Here is a 24,077-nt window from a genome sequence, read left to right as displayed (position 1 = left end):
GATGACAATTAACTTTAAAGCACCAGAGATAAAAGAACTTCAGCCACGACTTTTAGTTTTAGGAGTAGGTGGGGCCGGAGGAAACGCAATAAATGAAATGATTGATAACAAACTTCAAGGAGTAGAGTTTATTGCAGTAAATACAGATGCTCAAGACTTAAAGTTAAGTAAAGCAAAAACTAGAATTCAAATCGGATTAAATTTAACAAAAGGTTTAGGTGCAGGTGCAAAATTAGACATTGGACAAGCAGCTGCCGATGAGTCGTTGAATGAAATTGTAAATACACTTCAAGGCGCAAATATGGTTTTTATTGCAGCTGGTATGGGTGGTGGAACCGGTACTGGTGCTGCTCACGTCATCGCTAGAGCTGCTAAAGAATTAAATATTTTAACTGTAGGTGTTGTGACTCTTCCATTTTTATATGAAGGCCCCTCTAGAATGAGAAGAGCACAACAAGGATTGGAAGAATTAAGAAAACATGTCGATACTATAATTGTTATTCCAAACCAAAACTTATTTAAAATTGCAAATGAACAAACAACTTTTGAAGAGTCTTTTAATCTGTCAAATAATGTTTTGATGCATGGAGTACAGAGTATTACAGATTTAATGGTAAGACCTGGATTAATTAATCTTGATTTTGCTGACGTTGAAACTGTAATGGCTTCAATGGGTAAAGCAATGATGGGCACTGGAGAAGCTGAAGGTGAAGGTAGAGCTCTTAAAGCTGCAGAGATGGCGATTAGCAATCCATTAATTGACGATTATACTTTGAAGGGTGCTAAAGGTTTACTAGTAAATATTACTGGTGGTAAAGACTTAAAACTTTTTGAAGTTGACGAAGCAGTTAACAAAGTAAGAGCAGAGGTTGATCCAGAAGCTGAGTTAATCATAGGAGCAATAACTGATGCTGACTTAGACGGAAAAATGAGAGTTTCAATTGTTGCAACCTCATTAGATGGTCAACAACCTGAGTCTAAATCAGTGGTAAATATGGTGCACAGAATACAAAATCGTAATCCAGGTTACTCTGATTTTTCAAATATGGGCTCTCCAGCATTTAATTTTTCAAACTCATCAAGCCCAATTACTCATGGTGCTAACGCTCTTAAGGTTGAGAATGAAATGGTTCAAGAACAAGAGCAAGTAAGTGTTGAAAATAACATGATGAACGAAAATTTTGCTACAGAAAACAGTGTAGTAACAGAAAACATTATCGAAGAAAGCACTGTAAATGAAATGGAAAAATCGTTTACTCAAGAAGCAGTAGAAACATTTGAAGAAAAAAATCATGATGAAAATAATCAAGAAGAACCATCAAATGATCTTAAGGAATTTGGTGTAGATTCAGATTCGCCAGATTTATTTAGCTCTGAAAGCGAAAACTCTTCTCCTTCAGATTTGTTAAATTCTGATGATCAAGGAGATGAAGACGATCTTGAAATTCCTGCTTTCCTAAGAAGACAAAAAAATTAATGGTCTTCAAAGAAATAAATGGAAGCCACCATAGTACCGGATGTACAAAAACATTATCCAGTACTGCTAGAAGAAATTATTAGCGTTATCACCCCTCAACATGGTGGCACATTTATAGACTGTACATTTGGTCAAGGTGGATATTCAAAAAAAATATTAGAGTTTGAAAATACAAACGTAATAGGACTTGATAGGGATATTGAAAGTCAAGAAGTTGCAAACTCAATTTTAGAAAATTTTGAAGATAGATTTATTTTCAAAAATTTAAAATTTAGTCAATTAACAAATTTAAAAATTAAAAACGAAAATATCAAAGGTGTTATTTTTGATCTAGGATATTCATTAACACAAATGAAAGATCCTAAAAAAGGATTGTCATTCAACTCAACGACAGATTTAAATATGCAATTGGGTTTAAATAACTATTCAGCTGCTGATGCTATAAATAAACTTGATGCAAAAGAGTTGGAGAAAATTTTTAAATACTTTGGGGATGAAAAAGATGCAAAATATATTTCTAAAAATATTGTAAAAGAAAGATTAAATAAGAAAATTGATACACAGGGTTTAATTAAAATTGTTGATAAATCAAAAATAAGAAAAAATTTTAAAGTACATAATTCAACTAAAGTTTTTCAAGCTCTTAGAATTTTTGTAAATAAAGAAATTAGTGAATTAATTTTTGGACTGATAAATGCTACAAAAGTACTAAAAAAGGGAGGTGTTTTAGCCGTTGTTACGTTTCATTCTTTAGAAGATAAAATTGTTAAATATTTTTTTAAAAGCCTTTCACAAAATAAAAGTATTTCGAGATACGCACCTATTATAGAACAAAAAGAAACTCTTTTTAATTTAAGTCAAAAAAAACCAATTACTCCATCTGATCTTGAGATAAAAGAAAATCCTCCTTCGAGATCTGCAAAACTAAGATATGCAATTAAGAAAAGTGATTTTTTTAACTTTGATACAGATATAGAGGAAAAATTTAAAAATTTTTTAGAAATTGAAAAGTTTGGAGATAAACTTTGAAAAAATTATTACTAGCATTAACAATTATAATTTTAGTTTTAACTACAGCAATTATCAAAAATACTACAAAAAAAATTGAAGATAAAATATTTGCTTATAAAGAAAGTGTAAGACTTTTAAAATCAGATTTAGAAAATATTCAGTTGGAATACGATTATCTAAGTTCTGCTGAAAAATTATTAGAGTATCAATCCTTATATTTTGAAGATCAATTAGTTCAAAAAAGAATAGAAGATATTAAAATTTATAATATTTCAAAAAATGTAAATAAATCGGAGGATTATAAAATAACTAAGGAAAAATGAGCAATTTTAAAGAAAGATTAACAATTGAAGATCACAAAAATGATTTTGTTTATAAAAAAAGTCATACTGGATTAAATATTCAATTTAATCGAGTTGCTTTTATTTTTTTTGTCTTTTTTGTTATTTTTTCAATATACACAATACATTTAATTCATTTAGGATCTCGAGAGTCAAAAATTGAAAATACAAGCAACAAACTTCCTTTCAGTAGTGATCTTTATAGAGCAGATATTTTAGATATTAATGGAAATTATTTAGCAAAAACCGTTAAGTCTGTTGATGTTGGTCTTAAAACTTCAGACATAATTAGTAAAGAAAAATTACTGTTAAGTCTAAAAATTATTTTCCCAGACAAAGATTTTAAAGAAATTGAAAAAAAAATAGAAAACAAAAAGTTTTTTTATTTAGAGAAAAAAATTTCAGAAGAAAAATATGAGCAAATTATGAAGTTGGGAGATAAATCTCTTATCCCAGAAGAAAAAGTGCTTAGAATGTATCCACAGAAAAATCTTTTTAGTCATATTTTAGGACAAATAGATAATGACAATAATGGTATTTCAGGTTTGGAAAAATCATTAAATGAAGAACTTAGATCATCTAGAGAACCAATTAAATTAACTGTTGATAAAGACATTCAATTTTTAATTAGAAAAGAATTATTAAAATATCAGGAAATTTTTAAAAGCAAAGGAAGTGCAGCAATTTTAATGGATGTTAATAACGGTAATATACTCTCTTTAGTTTCATTGCCTGATTTTAATCCAAATGAAAGAAAAAATATAAAAGATGTAAATTATATCAACAGAGTTACTAAAGGTACTTATGAATTGGGATCAGTATTTAAAATATTTACTTATGCCAATGCATTAAATCAAAATTTAATTGAACCAGACACTGAATTTTTAGATTTACCAAAATCTATACGTTGTGACAAATTTAGCATAGGTGAATACGATGACGATATACCTTCAAGTTTAACCGCAGAACAAATTATAGTTAGGTCAGGTAATATTGGTTCAGTTAGAATTGCTCAGAAAATTGGGCCAGAAAAATTTAAAGATTTTTTAGAAAAAATAGGAGTTTTAAAAAACATTAATTTTGACATTGAAGAAGTAGCTCCACAAAATAGTTACGAATTTAAAAAATGTAAATTAGCTACAGCATCTTATGGCCATGGGATAGCTACAACTATTCTTCAATTAGCTAAAGGATATTCAATTTTATCTAATGGTGGTTTTGAAATTTCACCAACTTTAATCAGCAGAAAAGATACATCGATAAAAAGAAAAAGATTAATTAGAAAAGAAGTTTCAGATCAAGTAGTAACAACACTTAGAAAAATTGTTAATACAGATGAGGGCACAGCTAAATTTGCTGATGTACCAAATTATGAAATTGGTGGAAAAACAGGCACTGCAGATAAAGTTTTAAATGGGAAATATTCTGAAGGAAAAGTGAATACTTTTGCATCAGTATTTCCAACTTCAAAACCTAAATTTGTATTTATTGTTATGTTCGACGATCCTCAAAAATCAAAAGACTATTATTACAAATACAGACATAGAGATGGAGGATGGAGAGGAACTTTAAAAAATAGTGCTGGCTGGACATCAGTGGAAGTTGTAGGTAAAATTATTGATAAGATTGGGCCTATTTTAGCCACAAAATATATACAGGTTTACTAACAATGTTTCTTGGAAATTATTTTGATGGAATCCACAAAAATTATAAAGAAATATTTTTTTCAGGTATCTCTTTTGATACTAGATCTTTAAAAAAAAATAATATTTTCTTTGCTATAAAAGGAAATAGTATAGATGGAAATAAATTCATTTCTGAAGCCATAGAAAAAGGTTCTAAAATAATTGTAACTGAACAAAAAATAAAAGATTTTCGTAAAGGAATTTTCTTTATAAGAACAAAAAATATAAGAAAATTATTAGCAGAAGTCTCATTTAAAATTTATAACAAAATACCAGAAAATTTAGTAGCTGTTACAGGAACCAATGGAAAATCTTCAGTTGCTGAATTTTATCTTCAAATAATGAAATTAAATAAAAAAAAAGTTGCCTCAATTGGAACATTGGGGGTCAAATCCAAAAATATTAACTTAAATTTATTTAATACAACAATTGATCCTATTAAATTAGGTCAGATCTTACAAAAATTAAAAAAAGAAAAAATTGAAAATGTTATAATGGAAGCTTCTAGTCATGGACTAAAGCAAAATAGATTAGATGGATTAAATTTTAAATCTGGAATTTTTACAAATTTATCACAAGATCATCTTGATTATCATAAAAATTTAAAAAATTATTTAAAAGCAAAACTTTATTTATTTGAGAATTTAATAGAAAAAAAAGGAAATATAATTACAGACAAAAATATACCTCAATATAAAACAATTAAGAAAATCTCTTTAAAGAAAAAATTAAAATTATCAGCAATAAATGAAAAGAAAAGTAATTTTGAAATATTATCTCATAGATATGATAATGAAAATCAACTAATCAAATTTAAACATAAAAATTTAATTAAGGAAATTAATTTAAATTTAATAGGTAAAATTCAAATAAAAAATATTTTGATGGCTGCAATGGCAGCACAAAAAAGTAATTTAAATTTTGAAAATATTTTACAAGTCTTACCAAAATTAAAACCAGTTGAAGGTAGATTAGAAAAAATTGGAACAATTAAAAATAATTCAATTGTTATTCTTGATTATGCACATACTCCTGATGCTTTAAAAGTTTGTCTTTTAAATATTAAGGAGCAATTTCCTGATAAAAAGCTAAACCTTTTATTTGGTTGTGGGGGTAATAGAGACCAGAACAAAAGAATGAAAATGGGTAAAATAGCAAGTATTTATGCAGATAATATTTATCTAACTGATGATAACCCACGTTATGAAAACCCAGTGAATATAAGAAAAGATATTAAAAAGGGCATCAATGCTAAGAAAATTAAAGAAATTTCTAATAGAGCAATAGCAATATCTAAGGCCATTAAAAATTTAAAAAGTGGAGATGTTTTATTAGTTGCAGGAAAAGGCCACGAAAACATACAAGAAATTGGTAAAAAGAAAATCAAATTCTCTGATAGAAAAAAAATCCTAATTGAAATCCAAAAAAAAAACAAGAATTTGTCTAATCAACTAAAGATAAATATTATAAAAGAACTTTCTAAAACTCAAAAATTATCAAAGTCTATTTCTATAAATAAGGCAAGAATTAATTCTAATGAAGTAAAAAAGAACGATGTATTTTTTGCTATCAGAGGAAAAGTAAATGATGGAAATAAATTTGTTTCACAATCATTTAAGAAAAAAGCATCATTAGCAATTGTAAACAAAATTCAAAATAATCTTGATACTAAACAGCAGATAAAAGTTAAAAACACCTTAAAATTTTTAACAAATGTTTCAAAAGTATACAGAAAAAATATAAGCACTAACATTATAGCTATCACAGGTAGTTGTGGGAAGACAACACTTAAGGAACTATTGGGAAGTGTGATGGGAAAAATTTCATATACAAGCATATCACCAAAGTCTTATAACAATAAATTTGGAGTTCCTTTAAGTCTTCTGAATATTAAAGAAAACGATAAATATGGAGTTTTAGAAGTAGGAATGGATAAAAAGGGTGAGATTGATTATCTAACAAAAATAATAGAGCCAAATATTGGAGTTATTACAAATATAAATTATGCCCATGCAAAAAATTTTAAAAATATAAAACAGATTGCCTTAGCAAAATCAGAGATTATAAATAATATTAAATCAAATGGTTCTATTATCTTAAATGCAGATGATAAATTTTTTAAGCTTCATAAGCAAATTTCTAAAAAGAAAAATCTTAAATTAATTTCATTTGGTATCAAAAGTAAAACAGCAGATATTAAGTTAATAGATATTAAATCCTTTGGAAAAAATTTTAAAATTCAGATTAAATTTATGAGTAAAATTAAACATTTTATAATCTCTGATGACTATCAAAACAATATTTATAATATTCTATCTGCATTAGCTGTTATTAGTGTGAATTCAAATATATTTAATTTAAATAAAAATATTTTTTTAAAATTTAAAATTCCTGATGGAAGAGGGGACCATTCAATTATAAAAATAAATAATAAAAAAATAAATTTAATTGATCAAAGTTATAACTCAAACCCCCTATCGTTAAGTTCTGCTATTAAAAATTTTGATAAAATAAAGTCAAACAAGTCTAAAAAATATTTGCTGCTTGGAGACATGTTGGAGCTTGGAAGTTATTCAAAAAGACTTCACGAATCTATTGCTCCATTAATAAATCAAACTAAAATTGATAAGGTTTTTGTTAAAGGAAAAATGGCCTCTTTAATATATAAAAAAATATTGAATAGTAAAAAAGGCAAAATATTAAGTAACAATTCTCAGATCAATGATTTGATTAGAAATGATATTAAAAACAAGGATTATTTAATGATTAAAGCCTCACTTGCGACAGGTTTCAATAAGATAGTTAATGAAATAAAAGGTTTAAATTAAATGCTATACCAGTTTCTATTAAATTTTGTTGATAATTTCGGCTTTTTAAACGTCTTCAAATATTTAACTTTCAGAACGGGTTTATCCTTTTTTACGTCATTAGTAATAGTTTTGTTTATTGGAGGTCCTTTTATAAAATTTTTTTCAAATCAAAAAATTTTTAATCCAATTAGAGATGATGGGCCTGAAGATCACATAGTTAAAAAAATTGGAACTCCAACAATGGGTGGTATTATTATTTTACTTGGCCTAATAATTTCGGTTATTTTATGGGCAGATTTATCAAATAATAATATTTTATTTTGTTTATACATTGCTATTTCATTTGGATTACTAGGTGCATTTGACGATTATAAAAAAATTAAGCAAAGTAATTCTTCTGGTATTTCATCAAAGTTTAAAATAATCGCACAGATTATATTATCTTTATTAGGAGTAAGTTTGTTTGTCTATTTGAATGATTATCAAGATTTAAATAATTTATATTTTCCTTTTTTTAAAAATTTAATAATTGATCTTGGATGGTTTTTTTTACCTTTTGCTGTATTTGTAATAATAGGTTCTTCTAATGCTGTAAATCTTACAGATGGTCTGGATGGTTTAGCAACAGTACCAGTAATATTGGTAGCAGCTTGTTTTGCATTTATAAGCTATGTAACTGGAAATATTGTTTTTTCAAATTATTTACAAATTCCTTATATTGAAGGAACAGGTGAAGTTGCTATTTTTTGTGGAGCAATTATTGGAGCCTGCTTAGGATTTTTATGGTTTAATGCTCCTCCAGCTAAAATTTTTATGGGAGACACAGGCTCTTTATCTTTAGGTGGTTCTTTAGGAGCGGTAGGTATTATAACAAAACATGAGATTGTTTTAGCGATAACGGGAGGTCTTTTTGTTTTAGAAGCAGTCTCCGTAATGGTTCAGGTAATTTCATTTAAGCTTACAGGAAAAAGAATTTTTAGAATGGCACCCATACACCATCATTTCGAGAAAAAAGGTTGGCCTGAGTCAACTGTAGTTATCAGATTTTGGATTATCTCAATAATTTTAGCAATGATAGGACTTGCTACGTTAAAATTAAGATAATGAGAAATAGAAAAAATATTTTTTTAAGAAAAAAAATATTAATATATGGATTAGGTAAAAGTGGGATATCCTCATATAAATTTTTAAAAAAAAAAGCAGATGTTTATCTTTTTGATGACAATTCAAAAATAAATAAAAAATTAGTTAGTTTAAGTAAAATTTCAAAAATAAGTTTTGATGTAATTATTATTAGTCCAGGAATAGATATTTCAAAATGTAAATTATCGACTTTCTTGAAAAAAAATTTACAAAAAATTTATACAGATCTTGATGTTTTGTACTCTTTTTATGATAATTTGAGCATAACAATTACAGGTACTAACGGAAAATCAACCACAGCAAAAATACTACATGATGCTTTGGTTGATCAGAAAAAAGATGCTCGATTGATCGGTAACATAGGAAATCCAGCACTTGCAGAGAAAAAAATAACAAAAAAAACGATTTTTGTGATTGAAGCCTCGTCATATCAGCTTGATTATTCAAAGATTTTTAGTTCAAAATATAGCTTAATTCTAAATATTTCAGCTGATCATATTGAAAGACATAAGAACCTAAAAAATTACGTTAATGCAAAATTTAAATTAATTGAGTCTCAAGTTAAGGGAAATTTTGCGTACGTTAAAAAAAATGATTCATTAATTTCAAAAAAAATTGAAAAAAATAAATTTAAGTCAAAAATTTATAAAGTTGATATCTCAAATTTGAAAAACATAATTAATAAGATTAGCAATAAATACTTTGCTTCCGATGGTAATAGAGAAAATCTCTCATTTATTTTTGAAATTGCATGTAAGTTGAAACTTTCTAAGAAAAGATTAATCCAAACAATTAATAATTTTAAAGGTCTTAATTATAGACAACAAATTGTTTTTGATAAAAAAAATTTAACAATAATAAACGACTCTAAATCAACAAGCTTTGCTTCTTCAGAAAATATATTAAATAATTTGAATGATGTTTATTGGATTTTGGGAGGAATACCTAAAAAAAATGATAAGTTCAAATTATCTAAAATAAAATGCAAAAATATAAAAGCATTCGTTTTTGGTTCATATCGAAATACGTTTCATAAAGTTTTGAGAGATAAATTAAAGGTTAAAAAATATAAAACTTTAAATGAAACTTTACGTGCAATTTTCTTAGAGATAGAAGATCAAGAAATTAAAAAAAATATAATTTTTTTTAGTCCTGCTGGTGCATCATTTGATAGTTTTAAAAATTTTGAAGATAGAGGTAATTACTTCAATAAAATAGTTAAAAAATTAATATATGCAAAGTAATAGCATAATTTATAAATTTTATTACCAGTGGTGGAAAAATATTGACAAACCTTTATTGTTTTTAGTTAGTATTCTATTTACTATTGGACTTTTTTTCTCTTTAGTATCAACATCACTCATAGCTTCAGACAAATTAGATACCAATAATTATTTCTTTTTTTTTAAGCATTTAATTTATTTAATTATTGGAGTAATTCTTATTTTTATTTTTTCATCTTTAAATCAAGATAAATTGTATAAATTTTCAATAATTCTCTTTTTTATTTCATTACTCTCTTTGTTTTTAGTTCCTATAATTGGCATAGAAGTTAAGGGATCAAGGAGATGGATCGATTTATTTTTTTTACCAAGATTTCAACCCATAGAAATAGTTAAACCTTTCTTGATTGTAATTCTTGCAATTATTTTATGTAAAAATGAAACTAATATTTTATTCAAATATTTAGCATCAACAATTTTAATGACTTTAGTTTCTTTGCTACTGATAATTCAGCCAGACATTGGTCAAACATTATTAGTAGTTTTTTCATGGGCTGTTTTGATATTTTGCTCAGGTATTAATTTATATTTTTTGCTCACAATCACCTCTATTGGATTAATTTTGTTGTCTTATATGATTATTTACATACCAAAATTTAATTATATTAAAGCTAGAATTTTTTCATTTTTCGATAAAGAAACAGGTACTCATAATTTTCAATCAGATAAAGCAATAGAGTCAATAACAAGTGGAGGTTTTTTTGGAAAAGGTATAGGAGAAGGAACACTAAAAAATAGAGTACCGGAGGCACATACTGATTATATTATTTCAGTAATTTCTGAAGAGTTTGGTGTGATTGCCATAATTTTAATCTTAATTTTGTTTTTAGTCCTAATTTATATGGTTTTTAAAAAAATAAGTTTTGAAACTGAGGAGCAAAATAAACTTATTCTAATTGGATCAGTAAGTTTAATTCTTATGCAGGCCACAATTCATATTGGAGTTAATATAAGATTATTTCCAACAACTGGAATGACATTACCTTTTTTGAGTTATGGTGGCTCTTCAATTGTAAGTACCTCAATTTTAGCTGGAATAATTTTAAACTTAACAAAAAGAAAAATATAACAGGTGAAAGAAAAAGTATTAATTTCCACTGGAGGTTCTGGAGGACATGTCATTCCTGCAATTACAATTTATGACCATTTGAAAGAAACATATGATGTTATAATATCGTCAGATTCTAGAGGATTAAAATATTTAGAAAAAAATGATTGTAAATCTATTTTAATAGATACACCAAAGCTTAATAGTTTAATACTATTTCCTTTTATATTATTTAAAGTCTTAATATTAACAGTTAATTCTATAAAAATATTAAAAAAAGAAAAAATTTCTTATTTAATTTCAACAGGTGGGTACATGTCTTTACCTTTGTGTTTAGCAGCAAAAATTTTAAATATTAAAATTTTTTTAATTGAACCAAATATGGTTTTAGGAAGAGCGAATAAATTTTTTTTAAATTTTTCTAAAAAATTAATTTGTTATTCAAAAAACTTAAAAAATTATCCAAAAAAATTTGAAAACCAGAAAAAAATTTCAAAACCTTTCATAGGAAAAAAATATTATGAGTCAGATTTAAAAAAAGATGTAAATTTGTTTACCATCATGATTATTGGAGGTAGTCAAGGAGCTAAAATTTTTGATACTCTTATTAATGAATCAATTTTGACTGTTTCAAAATCTTGCATTATTAATGTAAATCATCAAACTAGTGAAAAAAACATAAACTACTTAAAAAATTTTTATAAAATTAATAACATACAAAGTAATGTTTTTAGTTTTGATCAAAATTTAAATAAACTCATGAAACAGTCTGATTTATGTATATCAAGGTCAGGCGCTTCAACCTTGGCTGAAATGTCGTTAATGAATATTCCTTTTATCGCCGTGCCACTTCCTAGTTCCAAGGATAATCATCAATATGAAAATGCTAAATATTATTATGATAAAAATTGTTGTTGGATAATTGATCAAAAAAAATTTGATAAAAATAAATTTGAAGAATTATTGTTGAAAATATCAAAGAAAGATGAAAATTATATTGCAAAAAAAGAAAATCTAAAAAAATTAAATTATCAAAATACTTGGAATAATGTTAATCAAAATTTATTGGAAATTTTAAATGAAAATTGAATTAGCTAAATCAGAGGTTATTCATTTTGTTGGTATAGGCGGGATAGGGATGAGTGGCCTTTCAATGATAATGAAGAGAAAAGGTTTTAAAGTTCAAGGTAGTGATATTTCAAATAATAAAAATATTAATAGGATTAGAAAAGAAAAAATCAAAGTTTACGTTGGACATAAAAAACAGAATATAAATAAGGCTACAATTCTGGTTGTTTCTTCAGCAATTAAAAACAACAACCCAGAATTAATTGAAGCAAAATCAAAAGGTCTACCAATATACAAAAGAGGAGAAATGCTAGCAAACATTGTGTCTCTCTCTAAAAATATTGTTGTCGTTGGATCTCACGGTAAAACAACAACTACTTCTTTAATTGCATCAATTTTTCAGAATACAAAAATAGACCCAACTATTATTAATGGAGGAATTATAAATTCGATACAAAATACAGCAAAATTGGGTAAAAGTGATTGGTCTATATTAGAGGCAGATGAATCTGATGGCAGCTTTATATTTATTCCACCAACATACTCTATCATAACTAACATTGATAGAGAGCACATGGATTTTTATAATTCGATGAAAAAATTGAATAAATATTTTATAGATTTTGTTGAGAAGGTTCCATCGTTTGGAAAATCATTTATCTGTTTAGATGATAAGAATAACAAAAATCTAATAAAAAAAATTAAAAAAAAAAATTTTTATACATACGGTGAAGATTCTAAATCGAACTTTTCTATAAAAAATATAAATCAATTTAAAGAATTTTCAAAATTTGATTTATTAATAAAATTACCAAATAAAAAAAATCGATATTTAAAAAATATAACAATCCCTCTACTTGGAAATCATAATATTAAAAATGCAGTTGCTGCTCTTGCGGTATCGTTGACTGTTGGAATATCAATATTTGATATAAAAAAAGGACTAAAAAATTTTAAAGGTGTTGAAAGAAGATTTAACAAGATTTTTTCATTTAATAATGTTGATTTTTTTGATGACTACGCACATCACCCAACTGAGATAAGAGAGGTGCTTAATGGGGTGATGAAAGTTTATAAAGGTTATGAGAAGATATGTATTTTTCAACCACATAGAATATCAAGAGTAAAAGATTTAAAAAAAGAGTTTAGTTTCGCTTTTAAAGATGCTGATAAAGTAATTTTATTTCCAATTTATAATGCTGGTGAAAAAATGAAACTCGGATTTAGTTATCTTAGTTTTGCAAAACAAATTATCAAAAATTCGAGGGTTGAATTGTTAATGATCGAGGATCAATTTCAATTAGCAAAATATTTAAAAAGTAATATTTATGGAAAAAAAATTGTCATTGGTATGGGTGCTGGTTCAATTTCAAGTTGGATGAGAGAATTACCCAAATATTTAAAATGAATACTAATTTGAAAAAACTGTCAGAAGAGTTTGGTCAAAACCTAAAGCTAGACTGTGATTTAAAAAAAAAAAATTGGTTTAATATTGGTGGTAAAGCTAAAATTTATTTTAAAGCAGATAATTTAAAAGATTTAATCAAATTTTTAAAAATTATAGAAAATAAAGAAAATATTTTTGTCTTAGGTGGAGGATCAAACACATTAATAACTGACGACAAATATGATGGTGTAGTAATCAAGCTTGCAAATAATTTTAATAATTTATCAGTTCTATCAGATGATATCATTATTGCAGGAAGTATTGTTAGTGACAAAGCATTATCAGAATTTGCATTAGAAAATAGTTTAGGTGGTTTTGAATTTTTGTCTTGTATACCAGGTACAGTTGGTGGTGGAATTAAAATGAATGCCGGATGTTTCAATAGAGAATTTAAAGATGTTCTTGTTTCGATACAAGCAGTTACTAAATTTGGTCAGGTAATAACTATACCTGCAAAAGATATAAATTTTAAATACAGAGATAGTGGTTTATCTGATAACCTCATTTTTTTAAGTGCCTCCTTTAAAGGCTTTAAGAAAGAAAAAAAATTTATCCAAAATGAAATGAATTTTTTAAAAGAAAAAAAAGAAAATGCACAACCAACAAGAATTAAAACCAGCGGAAGTACTTTTAAAAACCCTTTAGGTCAATCTAAAAAAAAGGTTTGGGAACTAATAAAAGAGTCTGTTCCATTAGATATTTCTTTTGGTGATGCATATATTTCAGAAAAACACTGTAATTTTTTTGTAAATAAAGGTAATGCTAAATTTAAAGACATGAAGAATTTGATCGAATATGTCTCAAAAAATGTCTTTGAGAAAACAGGTGTAAAGTTAGAAACAGAAATTAAAATTTTAGAATAAATTGAAAAAAAAAATACTAATACTTTCAGGTGGAATATCAAAGGAGAGATTAATAAGTCTTGATACTGGTAAACAGGTTGCCAAAGAGTTGAAAAAAAATGGATATAAAATTCAGATTTCTGAACCAGATAGATTTTTATCTTTAAATATCAATAAATTTAAACCTGATATAATTTTTAATGCATTGCATGGTCAATTTGGAGAGGATGGATATATCCAAAGTATTTTAGAGAAATTTAAAATTCCATATACCCATTCTGGTGTTGTTGCTTCATCTATAGCTATGGATAAAGAAATTTCAAAAAAAGTTTTTATAAAAAATAAAATTAATACACCAAAATTTTTTGTTTATAATTATGGTTATAAATCATCTACCTTAATAAAAAAAATTCAGTCAAAATTAAAATTTCCTGTTGTAATAAAACCTTTAAATGAGGGCTCAAGTGTTAATGTTTTTATATGCAACAAATCTAATCTAACAAAAAAAGTTAAATCATTAAAAGATTACAAAAAAATTTTGATTGAGGAATTTATTGGAGGAAGAGAAATTCAAGTAGCAATTATGGGCAATAAAAAACTTGGAGCAATTGAATTAAAACCTAAAAGAGCTTTCTATGATTATCAAGCAAAGTACAACTCAAATGCAAAAACTAAACATGTAATTCCTGTTGATTTAGCAAATAAAAAATTAAATCAAGCATTGAATATTGCATTTAAGGCACACAAGATTATTGGTTGTTCTGGTGTAACTCGTTCAGATTTTAAATATTTTAAGGGAAAATTTTATCTATTAGAAATTAACACACAACCAGGTATGACAAAATTGTCTCTCGTCCCTGAAATAGCTTCTTATATGGGAATAAGCTTTTTGAAATTAATTGAATGGATTTTAAAAGATGCATCAAAGAAAAAGTAAAAAAATATTAATTTACTTTTTTTTATTAATTTTAGTAGGTTCAATAAATAATAATTCAATAAATGATTTTAAATTAAAAAAAGTAGAAAACATAAATATTTTTGGTTTAGAAGAAAATGATCAAAAAAACTTACTTTATAATATAAATAATTTAGATTTAAAAAATATTTTTTTTATTAATAAAAAAAAATTTCAAAATATAATTGAAACAAATTCATTAGTTAAAGAGTATAATGTTATAAAAAAATACCCTTATTCAATTGATATTAATATTAAGAAGACAAGTTTTATTGCCAGGATTAATGAAAATGGAAAGTTTTTTTTAATTGGAGATAATGGCAAATTATCTAATGACAATAATTCAAAAAATCAACTGCCATACATTTTTGGAAATCCAGAGATAAAAAAGGCACTAGAATTTAAGAAAATTATTGATCATTCAAATCTTGATTATTCACTAATAAAATCTTTATATTATTTTAAATCAAATAGATGGGATTTAAAATTTTATAATAACATAGTAATTAAATTACCTGAAAAAATTGAAAAAGAAACTTTAGACAAAATATCAATTTTTATAAAAAATATTAAATTGGAAAATAAAAAAATTGTGGATGCTAGAATAAAAAATCAAATAATAATTTTAGATGAATAAAGAAATAGATTTTGAAACCAATTTAATTATTTCGTATGGAAAGTTTGAAATATTTTTACTAGATTTGAAAAATTATAAAAATATATATCACGAAGAATTTAAGTTTAGAGAAGACACAGAAAATCTAGACTTTAATCTTTTAAGTGAATTTTTAGAAAACAATATTTTTAAAATTGAAAAATTAGCAGGAAATTTTGTAAACAATATAAATGTAGTAATTGAAAATAAATCAATTCTTATCTCTAACATTGCTATAAAAAAAAAAAATTATTCTGGAGAAGTAACTAACGTAATATTAGAAAGTATGCTTACAGATATTAAAGATTTATTTATAGAAAGTTATAATCAACATAAACTCATACACATGGTGATAAATAAATATAAAATTGATGGTGTAAGTTATCATTCATTACAAAATGAAATTATTAATGATGAAATATGTTTAGAGGTTAAATTAATTTCTATTCCAAATTTAATCTTAATTCAAATTGAAAGAATTTTAAAGAATTTCCAAATTCAAGTTATTAATTATTTAGAAAAAAATTATGTAAAAAATTTTTTCCAAGACGAAGAATTAGATATTTCAATTAAAGTAAACAACTTGCTTAATGGATTAAATAAAAATGAGGTTAAAATAACCACTAAATCAAAAAAAAAGCAGGGATTTTTTGAAAAATTTTTTCAATTATTTAGCTAATTCTGTTTTTTATCGTAATAATAGTTGTTTTTAAATTCTTTAGTAATCAAACTAAAAGCCTAGTGTGTCTTATTTAACTCAAAAAACAGTCAAAAATAATATTTCATTTAGCGGTATTTCTCTTCATAGTGGTTTGAATGTTGGTGTTTGCATTAAACCAGCGTTACCGAACCATGGGATAATTTTCAAAAGAGTAGATATAAAAAAAAATAATTTGGTTTTCCCTAATTTTATGAATGTCACCAATACATCTTTAAATACAACTATTGAAAATGATTTTGGAGTTAAAGTTTCAACTATCGAACATTTAATGTGTGCATTATTTGGTTTAGGAATAGACAATGCTTTGATTGAAATAGACAATGAAGAAGTTCCGATTTTAGATGGATCTGCAAAAATTTTTATTGAAAAGATAGTTTCTGGTGGAATCGTTTCAAGCGAGGCACCTATAAAAATAATTAAGATAAATAAAGAGGTAACTTTTTCTGAAGGTGATCGATTTATAAATATTAAACCATCAACATTAAGTTTAGATATTGATTTTGAAATAAAGTATAAAAACAAGATAATTGGAAATCAAAGTAATCAATTTAAAATTTATGAAGATGATCTTTCTCAAGTATATAATTCTAGAACATTTTGTCTCTATGAGGATATAGAAGAGATAAAAAAAAATGGTTTAGCTAAGGGTGGAAGTTTAGAAAACGCGGTTGTTGTAAAGAATGATGAAATTTTAAATTCAGAAGGATTAAGAAATGAAAAAGAGTTTGTAAATCATAAAATTTTAGATTGCATTGGAGATTTATATACTTCCGGGTATAGAATTATTGGTAGTGTAAAATGCTCTCAAGGTGGGCATTATTTAACAAATCAGTTGTTAAGAAAATTATTAACAAACAAAGAAAATTTTTCTTTATTAGAAATTAAAGAAAAAAATTTGCCACACGCATTAATTAATAAAAATTTTTTAAAATCTATTGCTTAGAAAAGATAACTTTCAAATTCTAGTTAAAAAAGTATAAATCAATTAATGAAGAGTAGTAAATTTCTCCTTTTAATATTGCTTATAATTACAACCTCTTGTTCAAAAGAAGAAGTTAAAGAGTCAATAATTAAAGAGAAAAGTTTAGAGCTACAGGTATATGAGGCATACAAAGAGGGAAGAGAATCTTTAGAAGGTGGAGATGTTCTATTTGCCGCAAAAAAATTTAATGAAGCTGAAAAACTTTTTCCACAATCAGAGTGGGCTCCGAGAGCAGCATTGATGGCTGCGTACTCATATTACGCTCAAGATTATTATGGAGATGCAATTGCTGAACTTGAAAGATTCATTAAAGTATATCCTTTAAGCAAAAATTTAAATTATGTTTATTACTTATTAGGAGTCTGTTACTTTGAGCAAATTGTTGATGAAACAAAAGACACACAATCTATAATTAATGCAAAAAAAACATTTAATATTGTAATTAAAAAATATCCTAACTCTGATTATGCTTTAGATGCATCATTTAAAATTGACTTAATTAACAACATTCTTTCCGCAAAAGAAATGTATGTTGGAAGATATTACTTTGAAAAAAAAAAATGGATACCAGCTATTAATAGATTTAAAAAGGTCATAGACGAATATGAAGATACAATTTATGTGGAGGAAGCATTACATAGACTTGTTGAGGTTCACTATATTTTAGGATTGGAAAAAGAAGCTAAAAGATATGCCGTTTTATTAGGATATAACTATAAATCTTCAAAGTGGTATCAGCAGTCATATAGTCTATTTAATAAAAAATATAAAATAAATGATAAAAAAAGTTTAAAAAAAGAGTCTAAAGGTAAAATTTACAGTAAAATAAAATCTCTTTTTGATTAACTATGAGTAAAGATAAAGTAAAAAAATTGTATGAGCAAAAACTATCTATTTTAAGAAAACATGACAAAAAATATTATGATGAAAGTAAACCTGTAATTTCAGATCTTGATTACGATCTTCTTAAAAAGGAAGTTCTTTCGCTAGAACAAAAACACAAATATTTAAAATCTTCTGATTCTCCATCTAATATTGTTGGATACACCCCATCCAAAAATTTTAAAAAATTTAGTCATAAAGTTCCAATGCTATCTCTTGGAAATGCATTTTCTGAGCAGGATTTAGTTAATTTTGAAAAAAAAATAACTAATTATTTATCAATTAAAAATGATTTTGAAATTCAGTATAGTGCAGAGCCCAAAATCGACGGTATATCGGCATCTTTGATATATAAAAATGGAATATTTTATAAAGGACTTTCCAGAGGTGATGGAAAAGAGGGAGAGGATATAACTAACAATTTAGCAACAATTAAAGATATACCAAAAAGAATTTTATCAAAAGATTTTCCAAAAGAAATTGATATTAGGGGTGAAGTATTTATTAACAATAGTGATTTTAAAAATTTAAACGAAAAATTTGCAAATCCTAGAAATGCAGCATCAGGTTCACTTAGACAAAAAAATTCAGAGGAAACAAAAAAAATACCATTAAAATTTATTGCCTATACATTTGGGTATGAAAAAGGACTAATGGTAAATAATCAATCAGATTTTTTAAAAAAATTAAAAGAATGGGGATTTAAAACAAATCCACTAAATAGGTCGATTTCACTTATAAAAAATTTAATTAAAAATTATCAAGAGATTGAAAAAAAAAGGGCCACCATAGATTTTGATATAGATGGAATAGTTTACAAAGTTAATGATTTTGCAATACAAAAAAGATTAGGAAATATTGCTAACTCTCCTAGATGGGCTATTGCGCATAAATTTTCATCTAACAAAGCAGTTTCTAAAATTTTAGATATAGAAATTCAAATAGGTAGAACTGGTGCATTAACCCCAGTTGCTAAAATTAAACCAATTAATATAGGTGGTGTTGTAGTTTCAAATGCAACCTTACACAATGAAGATGAAATTAATCGAAAAGATATAAGAATAGGTGATGAGGTAGTCATTGAGAGAGCAGGGGATGTTATACCTCATATACTTTCAGTAGATAAAAAAAAAAGATCGAAAAATTCAAAAAAATTCATTTTTCCAAAACATTGTCCATCATGTGGATCAGAAACAATTAAAGAATTTAATAATGTTACAAAAAAAGTTGATGCTGTTAGGAGATGTTCTAGCGAAGGTTATTATTGCGATAAAATATCAATTGAAAAATTAAAACATTTTGTTTCAAAAGAAGCATTTAACATAGATGGTTTTGGTAAAAAAATAGTTGAAAATTTTTGGAAATTAAAATTAATTAAACATCCTCAAGATATTTTTAATTTAGATTTTTTAAAAATTGAAAATTTAGATGGCTGGGGTAAACTTTCTGTTCAAAACCTAAAATATTCAATAGATCAAAAAAAAAATATTTCTTTAGAAAGGTTTATTTATTCTCTAGGTATACGACATATTGGTTTAGAAAATGCAAAATTATTGTCTAAGCATTTTGTATCATTTTCAAAATTCAAAAATTTATCTAAACAAGTTGAGTACGAAGATATGCTAAATATTGATGGAATTGGTGAAACACAAATAAACTCAATTAAGAGTTTTTTTTCAAATGAAGCTAATAAAAAAATTTTGAATGAATTGGAAAAAGTTTTATCAATTAAAGATGCTGTTCAAAATTTAGATAATGGTTTATTAAACAACAAGACTTTTTTGGTCACAGGAAAATTAAATGGAATTAGTAGAGCTGAAGTTAAATCTTTAATTGAAGAACATTCTGGAAAAACAATTAGTAGTGTTTCAAAAAAGCTAGATTTCTTAATCATTGGAGAAAAACCAACTAAAAAAAAAGTAGATTACGCCAAAGAATTAAAAATTAGAGTAATTGAACAAGCTGAATTTTTAAAAATGCTAAATAAAACTAGCTAACCACTTTCTCTCATTTGGATTTAAATATTTTGATATCTTTGAATAAACTTCCAGATGATATTTAAATAGATAGTCTTTTTCATTACTTGTTAATAAATTAAAATTTATTAAATCTTTCTCTATAGGCGCCAGTGTTAAATTATGAAATAACAAATTATTGCTTGTTTTTTTAACATAAACTAAATTTTCAATCCTAATTCCATATTCATTAGCTTTATAATACCCAGGTTCATTACTTAAAATCATACCTTCTCTTATTTTTACTGTATTTATTTTTGTAATAGATTGAGGCCCTTCATGAACATTAAGAAAAAAGCCAACACCATGTCCTGTACCATGCGCATAATCTAAGTTACTTTTATTTAAAAATTTCCTCGCTCTTCTATCTATTTTTTTACCTGTGTCTTGTTTATTTAAATCACTTGTAGCTACAGCAATATGGCCTTTTAAAACTTTGGTAAAAACATCTTTGATGGTTTGTTTTTGTTTTGAAAAACAAATTGTCCTAGTTACATCAGTTGTTCCATATTTATACTGGCCTCCAGAATCACAAAGGAAAATATCTCTATTATTTATAACACGGCAATTTTCTTTCTTTGCTCGATAATGGACAATGGCACCATTTTTGCCAGAGCCTGCTATTGTATCAAAACTAGGATAGAGAAAGTTTTTACTTAATTTTCTGAAATTTTCTAATTTCTCAGCTGCTTCTATTTCTGTAATTTTTTTTTTATTAATTTTTTTTATCCAAAATAAAAATTTAGTTAGTGCTACTCCATCCAAGATATGAGCATTAATCATATTTTTAATCTCAGTTTTATTTTTGATTGCCTTTAAAAAATAAATTGGATCTTCTCTTTTTATGATCTTAAATTTAGACTTAATTAAATTTTCATAAAATATTGAACAAGATTTATCATCAATAATAAAGTTTTTTCCCTTAAGATGTTGTATTTTACTTGGTAGAGTGTTTATATCTAAAAATTCATCTCTATTAATAATTTTATTTTTTAATAATTGCTTACACTTTTTAAGATTACTTATAAGTAGAATTTTTTTTGATTTACTTACAATCAATCTTGAATTAGGAACTGGACTGTTGGGGCCATCTCCACCTCTTATATTTAAAGTCCACGCAACATTTTCAGGTGCACTAATAAATATATAATCAGATTTATTTTTTTTTAAGTATTTAGTTATTTTATTTAATTTTGAATTAATACTTTCACCAACAATATTTTTATCTAAAGAAAAAAATGCTTTAGATACATGTTTTTTTTGATTTTCAATTTCATCAATTAGATTTTTTTCAACACATTTGATTTTGTTGTATTTTAAAAAATAATTTTTAATTTGAGTATTGGTAAATAACTTTGGATCTATACCTAGTGTAAGATTTTTAAATAAATTACAATTTATTAATTTTTCAAATCCATAAATTTTAAAATTTTTCCCACTCTCAATTTTACTTTGAATTGTGTATCTTCCGTCGGTAAATAAATAATTTTTATTTTTAAGAATTATAGCTAGACCAGCAGATCCACTAAAATTGGAAATAACTTCTAATCGATTTAATTTTGAATATTCTGTAAAAAAATCATCATTTTTTGGAATTACATAGCCATCAATTCCATATTTTTTAAACTTGCTTCTTAATAATTTTATATAATTTCTCATTTAATTCTCTTTTGATATCTTATCCACCCAGGGCTTCTTGTTCCTTCTTCAATTTCAAAATCCTGATTAAACTCAAAATCATCATCATTGTTAATTTCTTCTTCAAAGAAAGAATTTTTTTCTAAATGTTTTTCTGGTAGTTCATCAATAAATCGTGAAGCCATACTGTCTATCCAATCTCCTTGGTAAAATCTATTCATTGAGAAAGAGATTATAGCTTTCTTCTTTGCCCTTGTAATTCCTACATACGCTAATCGTCTTTCTTCCTCTAGGCCATTTTGACCTTTTTCTTCAATAGATTTTTGATGTGGAAACAATCCTTCTTCCCATCCAGGTAAAAATACAACATCAAATTCTAAACCTTTCGCTGCATGCATGGTCATCATATTAATTTTTTCACCATCCCATTCTTGATCTACCGAGGTTGCTAAAGATACGTGTTCTAAAAAACTTTCTAGATTATCAAATTCTTTCATAGCACTTAACAATTCTTTAATATTTTCAAGTCTATTTTCATTATCTAAATCTTTTTTATTTTTAAGCATTGCTGAATAGCCAGACTCATCTAAAACAATTTGTAATAACTTTATATGATTTGATTTCTTTATAATTAAATCATTTCTCCATTTGATTAGAGAATTAATAAATAAACTAAGTCCAATTTTAGCTTTTGGCTTAATTAAATTTTGTTCAAGCATTTTGATTGATGCTCTTTCTAAATTTAAATTATTTTCCTTAGCAAACTCGTGAATACTTTTTAAGGTACTATCACCTATTGATCTTTTTGGATTGTTAACAATTCTTTCAAAAGCTAAGTCATCTTTTTCTTGATGAATTAATCTTAAGTATGCAACACAATCTTTAATCTCAGCTCTTTCATAAAATTTTGTACCACCTAATATTCTGTAGGGCATACCAATTTTCAGAAATCGCTCTTCAAATTCACGTGTTTGAAAAATGGCTCTAACTAAAATTGCAATATTATTATAAGAGAATTTTTTTTTTATTTTTTTTTCAATTTCATCTGAAACTCCAACTGCTTCATCTTTACCATTTTTAAAACAGTTTAATTGAACTAAATCACCTTCTTCCATTGTAGTAATCAATGTTTTTCCAACTCTATTTTGATTATTAGAAATAAGGTTTGAAGCAACTGATAAAATATTCTGTGAAGATCTATAATTTTGTTCTAATCTTATTACTTTTGTATTCTTATAAACTTGGTCAAATTCTAAAAAGTTTTTAATCTCAGCACCTCTCCAGCTATATATTGATTGATCGTCATCACCAACACAGCAAATATTTTTATTTTTTTCAGATAAAAGATTAAGCCATTTACTTTGAATAAAATTTGTATCTTGATATTCGTCAACTAAGATGTATTTAAAATTTTTAGAATATATTTCTCTAATATCAGGATTAAATTCTAAAATTTTTACTGTATGTAATATCAAATCTCCAAAATCGCAGGAATTTAAATCAGTCAATTTTTGTTGATATATTTTGTATAACGGAAGAACAGTTTTCTCATAAATATCTTTTTTATTTATAATTACTTCGCCAGGATAAAAACCTTTATTCTTCCATCTATCAATTATTGCCAGTATAAATCTTGGAGATAATTGTTTGATATCAATATTTTCTGCTTTGCATATGTTTTTTATTAATCTAATCTGATCGTCAGTATCTATAATAGTGAAATTCGAGTTTAATTGTGCAGCTGAAGCATGTTTTCTTAATAATTTCGCACAAATTGAATGAAAAGTTCCTAACCAAGAAAGACCAACAGCAGCAGATCCTAAAATTTTACTAACTCTATTTTGCATTTCTTTAGCAGCTTTATTTGTAAATGTGACTGCTAGAATTTGATTAGGAAAAGCTTTTTTTTCCCTAATTATATTTGCTATTCTTGATGTTAGAACTTTAGTTTTTCCTGAACCAGCGCCAGCTACTATTAAAAGAGGACCATCTAGATGCATTACAGCATCCTTTTGAGCTTCATTTAAATCATTTAAATATTCTCTATTTATCATTCAAAATAATGTTTTATAAG

At 25.6% G+C, this 24,077-nt stretch carries 19 protein-coding genes; 17 read left to right on the top strand and 2 right to left on the bottom strand.

Annotated elements, in window-relative coordinates; genetic code table 11:
- The first annotated feature begins 1 nt into the window (after position 1).
- The 17 genes from ftsZ (at position 2) to ligA (ending at position 20,347) form a co-directional block, all read left to right on the top strand.
- Positions 2 to 1,477 carry a cell division protein FtsZ gene (ftsZ, locus tag ACTTBK_RS04685; RefSeq protein WP_440618808.1) on the top strand — a complete coding sequence of 492 codons (1,476 nt, stop codon included), beginning with the start codon at positions 2 to 4 and terminating at the stop codon, positions 1,475 to 1,477.
- Between the two features lie 18 nt (positions 1,478 to 1,495).
- Positions 1,496 to 2,506 (top strand): 16S rRNA (cytosine(1402)-N(4))-methyltransferase RsmH, encoded by a 1,011-nt coding sequence (gene rsmH, locus ACTTBK_RS04680; protein WP_440618807.1) that lies wholly within the window; start codon positions 1,496 to 1,498, stop codon positions 2,504 to 2,506.
- Positions 2,503 to 2,811: a cell division protein FtsL gene (locus ACTTBK_RS04675; protein WP_440618806.1), complete on the top strand. Its 309-nt coding sequence runs from the start codon at positions 2,503 to 2,505 to the stop codon at positions 2,809 to 2,811. The genes rsmH and ACTTBK_RS04675 overlap by 4 nt, the downstream gene beginning before the upstream one ends.
- On the top strand, positions 2,808 to 4,496 hold the full coding sequence (locus ACTTBK_RS04670) for a peptidoglycan D,D-transpeptidase FtsI family protein (protein WP_440618805.1): 1,689 nt from the start codon (positions 2,808 to 2,810) through the stop codon (positions 4,494 to 4,496). Before ACTTBK_RS04675 ends, ACTTBK_RS04670 begins: the two co-directional genes overlap by 4 nt.
- A gap of 2 nt (positions 4,497 to 4,498) precedes the next feature.
- On the top strand, positions 4,499 to 7,342 hold the full coding sequence (locus ACTTBK_RS04665; RefSeq protein ID WP_440618804.1) for a UDP-N-acetylmuramoyl-L-alanyl-D-glutamate--2,6-diaminopimelate ligase: 2,844 nt from the start codon (positions 4,499 to 4,501) through the stop codon (positions 7,340 to 7,342).
- Positions 7,343 to 8,428, top strand: a complete 1,086-nt coding sequence (gene mraY, locus ACTTBK_RS04660) for a phospho-N-acetylmuramoyl-pentapeptide-transferase (protein WP_440618803.1) — start codon at positions 7,343 to 7,345, stop codon at positions 8,426 to 8,428.
- Positions 8,428 to 9,711 carry a UDP-N-acetylmuramoyl-L-alanine--D-glutamate ligase gene (murD, locus tag ACTTBK_RS04655; protein WP_440618802.1) on the top strand — a complete coding sequence of 428 codons (1,284 nt, stop codon included), beginning with the start codon at positions 8,428 to 8,430 and terminating at the stop codon, positions 9,709 to 9,711. The genes mraY and murD overlap by 1 nt, the downstream gene beginning before the upstream one ends.
- The gene (locus ACTTBK_RS04650) at positions 9,701 to 10,819 is read left to right on the top strand and encodes an FtsW/RodA/SpoVE family cell cycle protein (RefSeq protein ID WP_440618801.1); all 1,119 of its coding nucleotides are present in this window, start codon (positions 9,701 to 9,703) and stop codon (positions 10,817 to 10,819) included. Before murD ends, ACTTBK_RS04650 begins: the two co-directional genes overlap by 11 nt.
- 3 nt (positions 10,820 to 10,822) lie before the next feature.
- On the top strand, positions 10,823 to 11,887 hold the full coding sequence (locus tag ACTTBK_RS04645; RefSeq protein ID WP_440618800.1) for a UDP-N-acetylglucosamine--N-acetylmuramyl-(pentapeptide) pyrophosphoryl-undecaprenol N-acetylglucosamine transferase: 1,065 nt from the start codon (positions 10,823 to 10,825) through the stop codon (positions 11,885 to 11,887).
- The gene (gene murC / locus ACTTBK_RS04640; protein ID WP_440618799.1) at positions 11,877 to 13,274 is read left to right on the top strand and encodes a UDP-N-acetylmuramate--L-alanine ligase; all 1,398 of its coding nucleotides are present in this window, start codon (positions 11,877 to 11,879) and stop codon (positions 13,272 to 13,274) included. The genes ACTTBK_RS04645 and murC overlap by 11 nt, the downstream gene beginning before the upstream one ends.
- A complete protein-coding gene (gene murB / locus ACTTBK_RS04635; protein WP_440618798.1) occupies positions 13,271 to 14,176 on the top strand; it encodes a UDP-N-acetylmuramate dehydrogenase in 906 nt (301 codons plus the stop codon). The genes murC and murB overlap by 4 nt, the downstream gene beginning before the upstream one ends.
- 1 nt (position 14,177) lies before the next feature.
- Positions 14,178 to 15,092 (top strand): D-alanine--D-alanine ligase, encoded by a 915-nt coding sequence (locus ACTTBK_RS04630; protein ID WP_440618797.1) that lies wholly within the window; start codon positions 14,178 to 14,180, stop codon positions 15,090 to 15,092.
- Positions 15,073 to 15,747, top strand: a complete 675-nt coding sequence (locus ACTTBK_RS04625) for a cell division protein FtsQ/DivIB (RefSeq protein WP_440618796.1) — start codon at positions 15,073 to 15,075, stop codon at positions 15,745 to 15,747. Before ACTTBK_RS04630 ends, ACTTBK_RS04625 begins: the two co-directional genes overlap by 20 nt.
- Entirely contained in the window at positions 15,740 to 16,444 is a 705-nt protein-coding gene (locus ACTTBK_RS04620; RefSeq protein ID WP_440618795.1) for a hypothetical protein, read from the top strand. Before ACTTBK_RS04625 ends, ACTTBK_RS04620 begins: the two co-directional genes overlap by 8 nt.
- Before the next feature lie 64 nt (positions 16,445 to 16,508).
- Positions 16,509 to 17,429 (top strand): UDP-3-O-acyl-N-acetylglucosamine deacetylase, encoded by a 921-nt coding sequence (gene lpxC / locus ACTTBK_RS04615; protein WP_440618794.1) that lies wholly within the window; start codon positions 16,509 to 16,511, stop codon positions 17,427 to 17,429.
- A gap of 45 nt (positions 17,430 to 17,474) precedes the next feature.
- Positions 17,475 to 18,314 carry an outer membrane protein assembly factor BamD gene (locus ACTTBK_RS04610; protein ID WP_440618793.1) on the top strand — a complete coding sequence of 280 codons (840 nt, stop codon included), beginning with the start codon at positions 17,475 to 17,477 and terminating at the stop codon, positions 18,312 to 18,314.
- A 2-nt stretch (positions 18,315 to 18,316) separates the two neighbouring features.
- Complete coding sequence (gene ligA, locus ACTTBK_RS04605) at positions 18,317 to 20,347, top strand: NAD-dependent DNA ligase LigA (RefSeq protein WP_440618792.1); 2,031 nt, start codon at positions 18,317 to 18,319, stop codon at positions 20,345 to 20,347.
- Here the strand turns inward: ligA and ACTTBK_RS04600 are convergent.
- Complete coding sequence (locus ACTTBK_RS04600) at positions 20,330 to 22,024, bottom strand: M24 family metallopeptidase (protein ID WP_440618790.1); 1,695 nt, start codon at positions 22,022 to 22,024, stop codon at positions 20,330 to 20,332. The genes ligA and ACTTBK_RS04600 overlap by 18 nt on opposite strands.
- On the bottom strand, positions 22,021 to 24,057 hold the full coding sequence (locus ACTTBK_RS04595; protein ID WP_440618789.1) for an ATP-dependent helicase: 2,037 nt from the start codon (positions 24,055 to 24,057) through the stop codon (positions 22,021 to 22,023). The genes ACTTBK_RS04600 and ACTTBK_RS04595 overlap by 4 nt, the downstream gene beginning before the upstream one ends.
- Positions 24,058 to 24,077: the final 20 nt, after the last annotated feature.

The organism is Candidatus Pelagibacter sp. HIMB1493 (genome assembly GCF_052047995.1).
In the GTDB taxonomy this organism is placed as follows: Bacteria; Pseudomonadota; Alphaproteobacteria; order Pelagibacterales; family Pelagibacteraceae; genus Pelagibacter.
Note: the sequence above shows the minus strand (reverse complement) of the source record. Positions and strands in the feature narration are given on the sequence as shown.

What these genes read in the sequence shown, in the direction of transcription:
- ftsZ (WP_440618808.1), top strand. Translation starts at nt 2, where the DNA reads ATGACAATTAACTTTAAAGCACCAGAGATAAAAGAACTTCAGCCACGA.
- rsmH (WP_440618807.1), top strand. Translation starts at nt 1,496, where the DNA reads ATGGAAGCCACCATAGTACCGGATGTACAAAAACATTATCCAGTACTG.
- ACTTBK_RS04670 (WP_440618805.1), top strand. Translation starts at nt 2,808, where the DNA reads ATGAGCAATTTTAAAGAAAGATTAACAATTGAAGATCACAAAAATGAT.
- ACTTBK_RS04665 (WP_440618804.1), top strand. Translation starts at nt 4,499, where the DNA reads ATGTTTCTTGGAAATTATTTTGATGGAATCCACAAAAATTATAAAGAA.
- mraY (WP_440618803.1), top strand. Translation starts at nt 7,343, where the DNA reads ATGCTATACCAGTTTCTATTAAATTTTGTTGATAATTTCGGCTTTTTA.
- murD (WP_440618802.1), top strand. Translation starts at nt 8,428, where the DNA reads ATGAGAAATAGAAAAAATATTTTTTTAAGAAAAAAAATATTAATATAT.
- ACTTBK_RS04650 (WP_440618801.1), top strand. Translation starts at nt 9,701, where the DNA reads ATGCAAAGTAATAGCATAATTTATAAATTTTATTACCAGTGGTGGAAA.
- murC (WP_440618799.1), top strand. Translation starts at nt 11,877, where the DNA reads ATGAAAATTGAATTAGCTAAATCAGAGGTTATTCATTTTGTTGGTATA.
- murB (WP_440618798.1), top strand. Translation starts at nt 13,271, where the DNA reads ATGAATACTAATTTGAAAAAACTGTCAGAAGAGTTTGGTCAAAACCTA.
- ACTTBK_RS04625 (WP_440618796.1), top strand. Translation starts at nt 15,073, where the DNA reads ATGCATCAAAGAAAAAGTAAAAAAATATTAATTTACTTTTTTTTATTA.
- ACTTBK_RS04620 (WP_440618795.1), top strand. Translation starts at nt 15,740, where the DNA reads ATGAATAAAGAAATAGATTTTGAAACCAATTTAATTATTTCGTATGGA.
- ACTTBK_RS04610 (WP_440618793.1), top strand. Translation starts at nt 17,475, where the DNA reads ATGAAGAGTAGTAAATTTCTCCTTTTAATATTGCTTATAATTACAACC.
- ligA (WP_440618792.1), top strand. Translation starts at nt 18,317, where the DNA reads ATGAGTAAAGATAAAGTAAAAAAATTGTATGAGCAAAAACTATCTATT.
- ACTTBK_RS04600 (WP_440618790.1), bottom strand. Translation starts at nt 22,024, where the DNA reads ATGAGAAATTATATAAAATTATTAAGAAGCAAGTTTAAAAAATATGGA.
- ACTTBK_RS04595 (WP_440618789.1), bottom strand. Translation starts at nt 24,057, where the DNA reads ATGATAAATAGAGAATATTTAAATGATTTAAATGAAGCTCAAAAGGAT.